This is a genomic window from Snodgrassella alvi (genome assembly GCF_002777425.1).
In the GTDB taxonomy this organism is placed as follows: Bacteria; Pseudomonadota; Gammaproteobacteria; order Burkholderiales; family Neisseriaceae; genus Snodgrassella; species Snodgrassella alvi_B.
Genome location: NZ_MDVC01000003.1, coordinates 22,411 through 32,315 on the forward strand (window position 1 = coordinate 22,411; position 9,905 = coordinate 32,315).

Sequence of the window (9,905 nt, forward strand, 5' to 3'; positions counted from 1 at the left end):
ATAAAAATCCGGCAGATTGCCGGTGTGTGTTGTTACGTTTGCTTAGGGTTGTTTAGGTTGCTGTGTGTTATGCCAGTCGCAGGATAGGCCTGAGGCTTTGTCTTGGTTATTACTTTCGTAAAGCTGTTCGTTGTAAACAATGCAGGTGATTTTGCGCCCATCATGTAACACAATCTGTGTTTCTATAATACGTTTACTAGCCCGTTCTGCTAATTTGGCGTTCCGCTCTTCTGCGAAATCACAACCGGCAATAAAAAAAGCCGCTATGCCATCTATAATCAATTTAGTTTTCATGTTATCTGTCCTGATAATCAAAATTAAAGCCAGCTTTGAGCCGGCTTGTGTTAGGACGGGTCAGGAATGCGTTTATCTATAGTAAATACATACACCCAAACCCACGGATTATCGTCCCATGAGCCTTGTCCATTAATTTCTTCCCATATTCTTTTATAGTTGGTTACGTATGATCCATCCTCAATAACTGCGCCCTCGGCTTTGGCATCCGCTTCGCTAATGTCATGTAACCTTTCAAGCCTAACAGCTATGAGGTTCAGGAATAACCTGCATATTTGCTTGGGCATATGTAGGTTTGGCCGCCACTTGTTGGCTGGGTTTCCGGCACATCTTGTCAATTGATAATAATCTATACTATCAATCATAGCTTTCACGGTTTGATTGCCACCTGCTTTATACTCTACTTTATACTCTACGGTGTAATGGGTGTAATGGGTGTAATGGGTGTCATGAGTGTATGAAAGCAAGTCACCGCATTTAGTCACCTTGAATGATTCACGTACCCATAATTTATCTCCCGCCATGCCATGAGGTGGCGAGAAGTTGCCATTTGTTCCGGGAATGGTAAAAGCACCATCTTTTTTAAGATGCGCTGGTTTTAATAATCGGCGCGTTTGTGTTTTATCTCCATTCCGTAGTGCCGCGACCATTTCCGTGCAAAATAGAATAGGGCGTTCTTTTGGGGTCATATTAGTCTCCAAAATAATTAAAGCCAGCTGGTAGCTGACAAATTAACCTTTTATAAAAGCAAACCAGTGCGTGCCGCCATGTCTTTTAGTCACATGACCAAACAATGGTTTATGCGGTGTGAGGGCTAAAATATCTTTAACCTTGATTTGGGTTTCATTCCATTTAAAGATTAAAGTGCCGTTTGGTTTTAAAACTCGGAAACATTCAGCAAAACCTTTCCGTAAGTCATCTCGCCAGTCTTGTCCTAGTTTTCCATACTTCTTAGCCAGCCACGATTTAGAACCGGCTTTGTTCAAATGTGGAGGGTCAAAAACAACAAGATGAAAAGCGTCGTCTAGGAATGGCAAATCCGTAAAATCAAGAAGAACATCTGGGTTAATATCTAACGCGCGACCATCGCATAAAATATGGGATTCCTGACGTTTATCACCAAATAGGCAGCGTTCATCTTTCTTGTCAAACCACATCATGCGACTGCCGCAGCAGGGGTCTAGTACAGGGCTGTTCATGTTAAACTCCAAAATTAAAGCCAGCTAGTAGCTGGCTTATGGATTTACAAATACTTTTTTTAAATCATCTTCGGTTAATGTGATTTTTTCAACTAATTTGCCAGACTCATAATAAGGAATTTTAATATGCTCATCTAAAACCTTATCAATCTTGTCTTGTAACGCTTTAACTTCGTCATCAGACAACGAATCAGCTACTTCAGCCCCCTCAAACCCGTTATCCTCAAGCCTTTCATCTAATTCCAAAAGCAAATCGCCCACATCAATAAGACTAACACCACTAGGTGAGATTGGCACTTGCTCATACGCGTGAACAGTTGTGAATACTCTTGACTTTACGAATTCGTCAGCAAACGATATAGCTTCTTCAATAGAATCATGTACTGTGTCGTTGTAGGCGTCACCGTTGTCATCGATAACCGCGTAACAAAGTTTTGTTTCTTTATTTGCTTCCATAATAAATTTTCCCAAAAATTAAAGCCGCATAAAAGCGGCTTGTTGTTCAACTGGTCACCACTCCTCTAAATCAATTACAAGTACTTGATCTGTTCCGAGTTGTTCTACAACCTCCTTGGGATAATGGCAAGACACTTTAACGCTATCGCCATTATCGTCGTTATATTCATAATCTGAACCAACATCTTTATATTTGCCATCATTTATATCTTCTACAACCATTTCTAGGGAATCGTTTCCGAATTCATTGCCGTTTTTTATGTTTTCGTTTATTAAATTTAAAAGATATACTTTTATACTCTCTATATCATAAGCTATGTAAATATTGGGCTCATCGCCAATTTGGAAATATTTAATCTCTAAATTTTCATTACTCATTGTTACTCTCCAAAATAAAATAGCCAGTGTGGTGCTGGCTATAAGTTGTTTAATCAAATACCCATTCGGGAATGGTTGGTTCCTTCAACGGCCAAAAGGGGGATATCCCTCCAATAAAATTGGGTGTCTGCTGAAAAAGCACTGTTACAGATGCCATTCCTCTTTGGATTAAAATAGGCGTATTATTAGAGTCAAGTATTTTGCCTACCTTACGGAATCTATTTAATAATTCGGGGTCAAAATTAGATGGTTTAATCTCCTTGCTACATTGGTCTTTAAACCATTTAGGTATATCTGGATAAATAGCCTGTATTTCGGGTTCTGACGCGCAAAACCCATCGCTTTTAATAGAAATTATGCCATCTTCCTGTGTAATAATATAATGTACTTTGGGGTTAATTTTAGCCAAACATTCAATAGGGATTATGCAGCAATCATCTGGCTGAAATTGATTTTCTCCCCCAACTTGTTCTGGCAAATCAATTTTTAATGCACCAACAACCAAGTGATCAGTCGCCTCTATAATTACACTGTTTGTTTTGAAGCGCAGATTTACTGCATTTACATAATACCTAATATCATCTTTAGCACTTAACAAAGATAATGCTCGTAAATACTTTCCGTTAATAAAGACTTGTTTTTTCATTATTCAACTCCAAAATAATAGCCAGCACTAGGCTGGCTATAGTCGTTAAGTTATGGTTGGTATTTAGGGTTATTTATTGTCGGATGATTTCACTACTTCAACTTTACCAAAGATGCCCCCAAAAGCACTGATATTAGTTTTCTCAGCATAAACATCCCCAAGGATATATCCATCAGCATATATAGTAAGCTCTCTGGTTCTAACATCTCCATGGATGGAACCACTATCATCGATGGCAATGTTATCAGCTTCGACACCTCCACTAATGTTTCCGTCATTAGTAATAACAACGATCTTTGAGTTGACATTCCCAAGGATGAACCGTCTACCTTTAACGATAAGCTTACCATCAACCGATAATGTGCCGTTAACAATAATATTGCCAGTAAGCATGCATTCTTTTTTGATATGCACGTCACCGGGATAATAGATATCCCCGCCTTTATATTCTTCTATTACTAAAGGTTCCATTTTAGACGGGAGTTCATCTAGTAACCACATGGCAAAGGCGAAATAGCCCAATTCTTCCCATTTTTTCAGTACCTTTAAAGCGTCAGCTTCACCAGATGGAAAACGCCGGTTGAACTCATTAATGTAGTCATGTCCGAAGTTATTTGCTTCTAACCATTCGCTTGTAATAATCATGGTATTGTCCTTAGTATCTCGTAATAAAAAAGCCAGCATTTAGCTGGCTGTGTCTACTCATCCACGAAAATGCACTCATTGAATGCATTTAAATTGATAAGCTTTATCCATAAATGTGTATGTCTACTGGTTCCCACTCATCTTCATTCATGCATGAGATTAACCCATCATATGTACCCCCAGCGTCGGCCTTGGCTTCACCCTGTAAAACAATAGTAGCACGCGTCTCTTTCCAAAAGATAACAACCGACCCGTCACACTTTCTTTTTCTACCTACAGGGAATTTAATTCCAGATGCATCGGGCTTCTTAACTTCAAGCATGATTAACTCCTTTCAATTTGCGTTGTTTGTAAGAGATAAAATAAAACCCGCTGGTTGGCGGGCTGGGTTATTGATATTTTAATTCTCATCAATTCTAGATATTGAGAACAACGGTCGCCACTCAACTTCAATGTAAAAAGTAGCAATATCTTTATCATTATGAGTAATGGTTATTTTAATAGGAGAATCATCGCTCCATCCGCCATCATGATTATAGTGATAATCCGCAGCCATCACTTTCGCAAGGAGGCTCAAGCTATCCGGATTGTTCAAATCATATTCATAATATGGTTCAATTTTATACAGGTTATCACGTTCACCATCTACAAAATATCTATAAGTAGCCATAATCATCTCTCCTAGAATGGAATGGAATCATCAATATCATCTACAGGTGCCGGTGTGGGTGCTGGCCGTGGTGCCTGACGCCGTGGCGCGGCTGGTGGTGGGTTGGAAGCAGTAGGTGCGGCATCATAACTGCCGCCTGAATTAGAGGCGTTATTGCTATCGCCCAGCATTTTCATTTCATTCCCAATGATATCGTAAGCGATGCGTTCGATACCGTCCTTTCCGCTGTATTTACGGCTTTGAATGCGACCCTCAATAAATACCTGACTACCCTTATGCAAATACTGGCCGGCTATTTCCCCCAGTTTCCCAAATAGGGTAATATTGTGCCATTCGGTACGGGTTTGAGGCTGTCCAGATTTATCTTTCCATCTTTCTTCTGTAGCAATAGAAAAATTGGTTACTGCTTCGCCGCTGGGCATATATCGAGCTTCAGGGTCACGACCCAAACGGCCAACCAGGATTACTTTATTTACAGACATGGATCATCCTTTCATGCAACCTGTTTTATCAGGCTTTCATAATAGTCCTGACAAATTTCAACCTTTTCTTTAATCTTCTCAATTGCCTTTTCATCCCTTTCTACCGTTACAGTAGTAACCCGTTTAAGCAACGGAATATCCTCGACCGCATCAACCAGCACTTCCGTGCGGTCGTAAGTGCCCAATAAGTTTTCAGGGCAGGGGAATAGCCAAAAATCAATATCGGCCTTATCGCAATCATAAAGCCACATATAGCCCTGCATCTGATGAATATATCCGGCCTTTTGAGCTTTCTTTTGAGCCTCATCGACAAACTGCGGGTGTGTAAAAACATCCCATGAACATTTTGTATCAATAATTAGTCGTTCGCTTGGCACATAAATATCGCATTCACCTGTAATCCAGTCATTTTCCAAACGGGTAGTATTTTTAGTAAATACCCGCCCGCGCTTCATTCCGCTTGCCTTTATAGCTATATCTTCCAATTGCTTGCCTTTAGCCGTTTCCTTATCACCGGCGAATCTCTGAACGCCGTACAGGTTTTCTTTTGCCAAGGTCATCAAGTACGATTTAGCCGTATCAGAAAGGGGATTGCCTTTAGTTCGACCATCCCCGATTATCAGTGATATTGCTGAGCATCTTATTTTCACTTCAAAGTCCCTCGATTACTTCCCGTTGCTCGGGTGTAAATTTGTAATCCCCGTTTAATACCGCTTCTTTACTTACCTCTCCTGTAGTAATATTTTCTACAAGCGTTTGCATCAACTCATCATCAACTGTCACGGATAAATCCAGAGATGTATTTTGATTGTCTATATAATCAAACTTATCCTCAGTCACGTCCTTAATGACTGATTGGTCTGATAAAACGGCCTTTTGCAGCTCAATAGACAAGGGAGCATATTTAGATAACAACAATTTAGTTACTGTTTTCAAGGCCATCTGCTCATAATTATCAGCCCATACACCATAACCCTTTTTAAATGACTGGCTGTAGCGTTTAGCATGCTCATCAATTTGACTTGTTGTCATATAAAGCTCAGCAGTAAAGTCATTAATTAACTTGAAATAAGCATAAAAGCCGATAGGTTTTTCATTTTCATCAGGCTCAACCTCCCAGTCAAACTTGAAGCCATTAATTAAATCTTTCTCAGCTAATTGAGCTTTATAAACCGGCAATGAAACAAGGCGCCTAAACTGCCCTGAACGCTGAGCCAACTGTATTAGCCCTTTGTAGCCAAGCTGAAATTGCGCATCAACTCGCCCTGTTTTTTTATTATGGTAGGGGACGATATAGGCAAAGCCGAAGCTGTTATTAATTGGCAGGTTTAAAGTTGCCGCCATGCACGCTGCATTAAAAATAGATAATGGGTCAGCATTCAGAAGCATTTCATTATTGTTCACAATCTGCATGATTGAGGTTGCAAAGCTGGCGGCATTTTTATTAACCAGCTCATGCATTTTTTTCTGAATGGCTGGGTTGTTTAAAAAGGATTTAATATCTTTTGCCTTTTGGATTGCGTTGGTGTTACTCATTTTCAAACTCCAATAAAAAAGCCAGCATTAGGCTGGCATGTTTTTTGCTTATTAGGCTTATTCAAGATTAATAAATGTGATCATCAAGGGCGCAGCCGTTTGCAAGTGCAACAGCGAACGAGGCAAGATTGTCTCTTGCGCATTCGACTATGTTAGGATCGTTTGATTGCATTTGTTCTTGGGCTTGCCATATTAATTGACGAATTGTTACAGGGTTATCTGGATCATATCCGCAAGGCTGGATAATCATATCTATATATTGCTTAGCGTCTTTGATTGTTGAGCAAGTTGTAGAATGCGCCGAACAAGTTGCCGAACTTGGGACTTTTACTTTAAATCCTGGATTTGCTCTTGTAACCACAATGCCGCTTTTTTCATGAATCCATTTACAGCTCTGCAATTGTTTTAATTTTGCCATCTTATACATCCTTATTTTTCAATAAACACCAGCTAATGACTGGCCGGAAATTCTTTTTTTAAAAATTCAATAGCTTTTCGGCATCTATCAATGCTAAACAAGCTAATATGGCATTTTCTATAGCGTATGCCTAAATGCTTTGCCAGCTTCCTGTAAACATCTCTTCGCCCCATCTGTTTAGATTGCCAGATAGGGTCTAGTACGGAATGCGCAGCTTGTCGCCACATTCTTAACTCAGCATTAGCAAGACTGCCTAACGGTAATGTGCCATCACTTTTCCCAATTCTTGGAATGTTTGCGCCTTTTTTATGGCAGCCTACATACGCATCACAGGGAGCACACAGCCAAAAGTTAAGCGCGTATAAATCTGGCCGGTGAGGGTAAATTCTTTCTCCAGTAACCAGCTCCGCATCATTGCCGCAGTATGTGCATTTAACCATTTCAATTCCGATAATTTGTTTTGAATAACGACCGCTTACGGCGGTCAGTCGGCACACACGAAAGCAAAGGAGGACTAACCATGTGCTGCGCGCTGTTATTAATCCCGCCACCTGCGCGCTGGGCGGGTCAGAACACACCTACACCAAAAAACTGATTACTCCACGCGTAAGCTGCATCCCATCCATCCAATGTTTTTTCTGCGATAACTTTTTTGACAGATTTGCATTTACCGCGGCCTAAGTTATTTGCTCGGTTACTTTTTTCTTTCTTCATGACTGTACGGAAGACAACAACATGAATACCTGCTTTTACAGGCTTGTAAGTTACATTATTCATTTGTATATCCTTGAACTAGATACTAGCTGTTTAATTATTTAAATTTCTATCGATCCGGATCATACTTTTATATAATCTATCAAGTATGCCCTCAACACTGTCCCCAGCAACAAAGTTCAATGAACTGAAAGAAAGATGTGGAGAAATCGATTTAAGGGCTGAAAAGCTATCTCTGCTTGATTTTAATAAATCAAGCAAAAAGCTGAGGTTTTCCTTGACATGATCGCCGTACAACAATTCAAAAGGTTTTGTATTAGGTATTATTTTGGTGAATACCTGCTTGTTATAAATAATCCCTACGCCTATATTTAATAGCTCGCCAGTAGCTAAATCAGGCGAAAGCCTAATTACAAACCATCTTGCAGAAGTGTCCGACATCAATCCCTCCGACCCCGAATGTAATAGTAAAATACCATCATATTTTTCAATTGTCTTGCTTCGTGAATCGCTATTAACAACGCCCATCTCTTGCTACTTGATGCTATGATTTCCCCACTGGAAGTTATTCGGGCATAGTTATAATTGGCATATGCAAAACGATTTAACTTATCAATTACTTTTTCTGGCATATTCCATCCACGGTGAGACAAGGTCATTGCGACGTAATTGTCATCCGTTAATTCGAACTCCTCATCATTAACAGTAAGAAAAAGACAAAAGTTTTCACCATCCACAATCTCGTATGGAGAAAAAAGCAGAATTCGACCGTCATCGCGGCGTTCAATCTCCCAAGAGTCTTCTTTTAATGTTAATTCTTCATTCTTAGTCATCTTAACACCTCCTAATTAGGGCACCTAAATACCATAGCGAGTGCCAACTTTGCTGCGTCCTCGACGGCTTTGTGCAATAGATTTAAATCCCTGTGCTCTGCTATGATTTCGCCGCAGGCTTCAACATGTGCGTATTTAATGCCGTGCGTATTATTTAATTCATGTATTAATTCTTCTGTTAGGTCTAATTCTCTATCAGCGACGTAATTGGCAGCTCGACCATCGTCCGTCAACTTAAAAGATAATTCGTCTCTACTGTGAATATACAAAAAAAGCCGTTCCCCATAGCCAAGTTCAAATGGGGCGAGGATTGCCGCGTTCTTGTCATTAAGCTTCAAAACAGCCCAGCTGGGAAGGGTTGATACCACGTCTACAAATTTAGTCATATACATATACATTTTTTCTGACCTCTCAATATAAAGCCTCAGCATCACCGCGTAGCCGTTCTGCATCACTCATTCGCGCATACGCATCAGCTATCCGTTTAACTTCTAAATCTGCTAACCGCTCTTTTTGTTGCATTTGTTTGGCGACGTATTCGCGCTGCATCTGTAGCTGCTCTGTCTCAGTAGGTACAGGTAATATCATCATTGAAGCAGTCATAAAAAAAACTGCAATAAATGCAGTTATCTGTAGTTTAATCACCATCTATCTCCCTAAAATAGTTATCTTTTACTTTCTAACTTGAATGTATTCATCAGTGGTCCTTTACTCCAATAAAGGTAATGTTCGTGGCTAGGGCAATCTTACATATGTGTCATACATTTCATCCCATACCTTACGCATATTGTCTACTTCATAAGGTTCTAATGGTTTATTGCTATTATTGAATTGGATGGCAGCAAAAGAAGTATCGTATGCTTGCTCAACATCAATATAACTATTAGTCTCATTACTCAAATACATAGCTTCATAAATCGCTAACCAAACTTCCCAAAGGAATTGAACTTCCTCGTTATCGTATTTCTCTTCATTAAAATAACGAGCACTGAAGGGATAACTCATATAAATGTCTGGCGTGCGAGATATCCAATTTTCAAAAAAACTTCTCTGGATATCAATTTGCTCCTTGGTTAGATTGGGTTGCATTTCAATCTCCAATAAAAACGCCAGCTAATAGCCGGCGTTGTCTACTCATCCACGCAAATGCACTCATCGAATGCATTTGAATTGATAAGTTATCCACAAATTTTTAGATTAACCGCCGTCCATACACTGCTTGTTTCACATAAGTGATACTTCTCCCCAATTTCCCTATCCATATGTTCGCTATTTCCCGGATCAGCTATTACCCCAACATTAGGCTCAGTAAGGATAACAATCATGTTGTTTTTATTATTTCGCATAGCTACTGGATATATAACTTCATCCCCTGTAACCGTGTTACCCTCTATGGATATTTGCCCTGCTGATATTTTTATATCTACCGGCTTCCAATCACTAATTAACACATGGAATGCCGAATCTCCTGTTATATAGCCAAGAGGGGTATTGGACGTCCCTTTACAAACAACCGTACATTTACACTCACCCCAGAAAATAGCAACCACATCATCATAACTCCGTCTTCTACCTACTGGATATTTAATTTCCGGTATATTCCGTTCAGTAATTTTAAGCATGATTAATCATAA

At 39.7% G+C, this 9,905-nt stretch carries 21 protein-coding genes; all 21 read right to left on the reverse strand.

Features of this window, described 5'->3' with window-relative positions; translation table 11 throughout:
- Positions 1-42 precede the first annotated feature (42 nt).
- Positions 43-294 carry a hypothetical protein gene (locus tag BGI33_RS01455; protein ID WP_100089618.1) on the reverse strand — a complete coding sequence of 84 codons (252 nt, stop codon included), beginning with the start codon at positions 292-294 and terminating at the stop codon, positions 43-45.
- A gap of 50 nt (positions 295-344) precedes the next feature.
- A complete protein-coding gene (locus BGI33_RS01460) occupies positions 345-983 on the reverse strand; it encodes a hypothetical protein (RefSeq protein WP_100089619.1) in 639 nt (212 codons plus the stop codon).
- A 42-nt stretch (positions 984-1,025) separates the two neighbouring features.
- Entirely contained in the window at positions 1,026-1,454 is a 429-nt protein-coding gene (locus BGI33_RS01465) for a class I SAM-dependent methyltransferase (protein ID WP_218965093.1), read from the reverse strand.
- A 75-nt stretch (positions 1,455-1,529) separates the two neighbouring features.
- A complete protein-coding gene (locus tag BGI33_RS01470) occupies positions 1,530-1,949 on the reverse strand; it encodes a hypothetical protein (protein ID WP_100089621.1) in 420 nt (139 codons plus the stop codon).
- A gap of 54 nt (positions 1,950-2,003) precedes the next feature.
- The gene (locus tag BGI33_RS01475) at positions 2,004-2,327 is read right to left on the reverse strand and encodes a hypothetical protein (protein ID WP_144235322.1); all 324 of its coding nucleotides are present in this window, start codon (positions 2,325-2,327) and stop codon (positions 2,004-2,006) included.
- 49 nt (positions 2,328-2,376) lie between these two features.
- Positions 2,377-2,973, reverse strand: coding sequence for a hypothetical protein (locus BGI33_RS01480; protein WP_100089623.1), 597 nt, complete (start codon positions 2,971-2,973; stop codon positions 2,377-2,379).
- A gap of 69 nt (positions 2,974-3,042) precedes the next feature.
- Complete coding sequence (locus tag BGI33_RS01485) at positions 3,043-3,618, reverse strand: bactofilin family protein (RefSeq protein ID WP_180296958.1); 576 nt, start codon at positions 3,616-3,618, stop codon at positions 3,043-3,045.
- A gap of 103 nt (positions 3,619-3,721) precedes the next feature.
- Positions 3,722-3,940 (reverse strand): hypothetical protein, encoded by a 219-nt coding sequence (locus tag BGI33_RS01490; protein ID WP_100089625.1) that lies wholly within the window; start codon positions 3,938-3,940, stop codon positions 3,722-3,724.
- Positions 3,941-4,018: 78 nt separating this feature from the next.
- Positions 4,019-4,288 carry a hypothetical protein gene (locus BGI33_RS01495; RefSeq protein WP_100089626.1) on the reverse strand — a complete coding sequence of 90 codons (270 nt, stop codon included), beginning with the start codon at positions 4,286-4,288 and terminating at the stop codon, positions 4,019-4,021.
- Between the two features lie 11 nt (positions 4,289-4,299).
- Positions 4,300-4,770, reverse strand: a complete 471-nt coding sequence (locus BGI33_RS01500; protein ID WP_100089627.1) for a single-stranded DNA-binding protein — start codon at positions 4,768-4,770, stop codon at positions 4,300-4,302.
- A gap of 11 nt (positions 4,771-4,781) precedes the next feature.
- A complete protein-coding gene (locus tag BGI33_RS01505) occupies positions 4,782-5,330 on the reverse strand; it encodes a translocation protein TolB precursor (protein ID WP_257380401.1) in 549 nt (182 codons plus the stop codon).
- A gap of 91 nt (positions 5,331-5,421) precedes the next feature.
- Positions 5,422-6,306: a recombinase RecT gene (locus tag BGI33_RS01510; protein ID WP_100089629.1), complete on the reverse strand. Its 885-nt coding sequence runs from the start codon at positions 6,304-6,306 to the stop codon at positions 5,422-5,424.
- A gap of 67 nt (positions 6,307-6,373) precedes the next feature.
- Entirely contained in the window at positions 6,374-6,724 is a 351-nt protein-coding gene (locus BGI33_RS01515; RefSeq protein ID WP_100089630.1) for a hypothetical protein, read from the reverse strand.
- Between the two features lie 32 nt (positions 6,725-6,756).
- Positions 6,757-7,164, reverse strand: a complete 408-nt coding sequence (locus BGI33_RS14045) for a zinc-finger-containing protein (protein WP_218965094.1) — start codon at positions 7,162-7,164, stop codon at positions 6,757-6,759.
- A gap of 127 nt (positions 7,165-7,291) precedes the next feature.
- The gene (locus BGI33_RS01525; protein ID WP_100089631.1) at positions 7,292-7,501 is read right to left on the reverse strand and encodes a hypothetical protein; all 210 of its coding nucleotides are present in this window, start codon (positions 7,499-7,501) and stop codon (positions 7,292-7,294) included.
- 30 nt (positions 7,502-7,531) lie between these two features.
- Positions 7,532-7,879: a hypothetical protein gene (locus BGI33_RS01530; protein WP_100089632.1), complete on the reverse strand. Its 348-nt coding sequence runs from the start codon at positions 7,877-7,879 to the stop codon at positions 7,532-7,534.
- The gene (locus tag BGI33_RS01535) at positions 7,879-8,271 is read right to left on the reverse strand and encodes a hypothetical protein (protein WP_100089633.1); all 393 of its coding nucleotides are present in this window, start codon (positions 8,269-8,271) and stop codon (positions 7,879-7,881) included. The genes BGI33_RS01530 and BGI33_RS01535 overlap by 1 nt, the downstream gene beginning before the upstream one ends.
- Positions 8,272-8,282: 11 nt before the next feature.
- Positions 8,283-8,657, reverse strand: coding sequence for a hypothetical protein (locus BGI33_RS01540; protein ID WP_144235323.1), 375 nt, complete (start codon positions 8,655-8,657; stop codon positions 8,283-8,285).
- Between the two features lie 25 nt (positions 8,658-8,682).
- A complete protein-coding gene (locus tag BGI33_RS01545; protein ID WP_100089635.1) occupies positions 8,683-8,919 on the reverse strand; it encodes a hypothetical protein in 237 nt (78 codons plus the stop codon).
- An 87-nt stretch (positions 8,920-9,006) separates the two neighbouring features.
- Positions 9,007-9,360, reverse strand: a complete 354-nt coding sequence (locus BGI33_RS01550) for a hypothetical protein (RefSeq protein WP_100089636.1) — start codon at positions 9,358-9,360, stop codon at positions 9,007-9,009.
- 89 nt (positions 9,361-9,449) lie between these two features.
- Positions 9,450-9,893: a hypothetical protein gene (locus BGI33_RS01555; RefSeq protein ID WP_100089637.1), complete on the reverse strand. Its 444-nt coding sequence runs from the start codon at positions 9,891-9,893 to the stop codon at positions 9,450-9,452.
- Positions 9,894-9,905: the final 12 nt, after the last annotated feature.

Bases quoted from the DNA above. Each gene is read 5' to 3' on its own strand.
- BGI33_RS01455 (WP_100089618.1), bottom strand. From the start codon at position 294: ATGAAAACTAAATTGATTATAGATGGCATAGCGGCTTTTTTTATTGCC.
- BGI33_RS01460 (WP_100089619.1), bottom strand. From the start codon at position 983: ATGACCCCAAAAGAACGCCCTATTCTATTTTGCACGGAAATGGTCGCG.
- BGI33_RS01465 (WP_218965093.1), bottom strand. From the start codon at position 1,454: ATGATGTGGTTTGACAAGAAAGATGAACGCTGCCTATTTGGTGATAAA.
- BGI33_RS01470 (WP_100089621.1), bottom strand. From the start codon at position 1,949: ATGGAAGCAAATAAAGAAACAAAACTTTGTTACGCGGTTATCGATGAC.
- BGI33_RS01475 (WP_144235322.1), bottom strand. From the start codon at position 2,327: ATGAGTAATGAAAATTTAGAGATTAAATATTTCCAAATTGGCGATGAG.
- BGI33_RS01480 (WP_100089623.1), bottom strand. From the start codon at position 2,973: ATGAAAAAACAAGTCTTTATTAACGGAAAGTATTTACGAGCATTATCT.
- BGI33_RS01485 (WP_180296958.1), bottom strand. From the start codon at position 3,618: ATGATTATTACAAGCGAATGGTTAGAAGCAAATAACTTCGGACATGAC.
- BGI33_RS01490 (WP_100089625.1), bottom strand. From the start codon at position 3,940: ATGCTTGAAGTTAAGAAGCCCGATGCATCTGGAATTAAATTCCCTGTA.
- BGI33_RS01495 (WP_100089626.1), bottom strand. From the start codon at position 4,288: ATGGCTACTTATAGATATTTTGTAGATGGTGAACGTGATAACCTGTAT.
- BGI33_RS01500 (WP_100089627.1), bottom strand. From the start codon at position 4,770: ATGTCTGTAAATAAAGTAATCCTGGTTGGCCGTTTGGGTCGTGACCCT.
- BGI33_RS01505 (WP_257380401.1), bottom strand. From the start codon at position 5,330: ATGACCTTGGCAAAAGAAAACCTGTACGGCGTTCAGAGATTCGCCGGT.
- BGI33_RS01510 (WP_100089629.1), bottom strand. From the start codon at position 6,306: ATGAGTAACACCAACGCAATCCAAAAGGCAAAAGATATTAAATCCTTT.
- BGI33_RS01515 (WP_100089630.1), bottom strand. From the start codon at position 6,724: ATGGCAAAATTAAAACAATTGCAGAGCTGTAAATGGATTCATGAAAAA.
- BGI33_RS14045 (WP_218965094.1), bottom strand. From the start codon at position 7,164: ATGGTTAAATGCACATACTGCGGCAATGATGCGGAGCTGGTTACTGGA.
- BGI33_RS01525 (WP_100089631.1), bottom strand. From the start codon at position 7,501: ATGAATAATGTAACTTACAAGCCTGTAAAAGCAGGTATTCATGTTGTT.
- BGI33_RS01530 (WP_100089632.1), bottom strand. From the start codon at position 7,879: ATGTCGGACACTTCTGCAAGATGGTTTGTAATTAGGCTTTCGCCTGAT.
- BGI33_RS01535 (WP_100089633.1), bottom strand. From the start codon at position 8,271: ATGACTAAGAATGAAGAATTAACATTAAAAGAAGACTCTTGGGAGATT.
- BGI33_RS01540 (WP_144235323.1), bottom strand. From the start codon at position 8,657: ATGACTAAATTTGTAGACGTGGTATCAACCCTTCCCAGCTGGGCTGTT.
- BGI33_RS01545 (WP_100089635.1), bottom strand. From the start codon at position 8,919: ATGGTGATTAAACTACAGATAACTGCATTTATTGCAGTTTTTTTTATG.
- BGI33_RS01550 (WP_100089636.1), bottom strand. From the start codon at position 9,360: ATGCAACCCAATCTAACCAAGGAGCAAATTGATATCCAGAGAAGTTTT.
- BGI33_RS01555 (WP_100089637.1), bottom strand. From the start codon at position 9,893: ATGCTTAAAATTACTGAACGGAATATACCGGAAATTAAATATCCAGTA.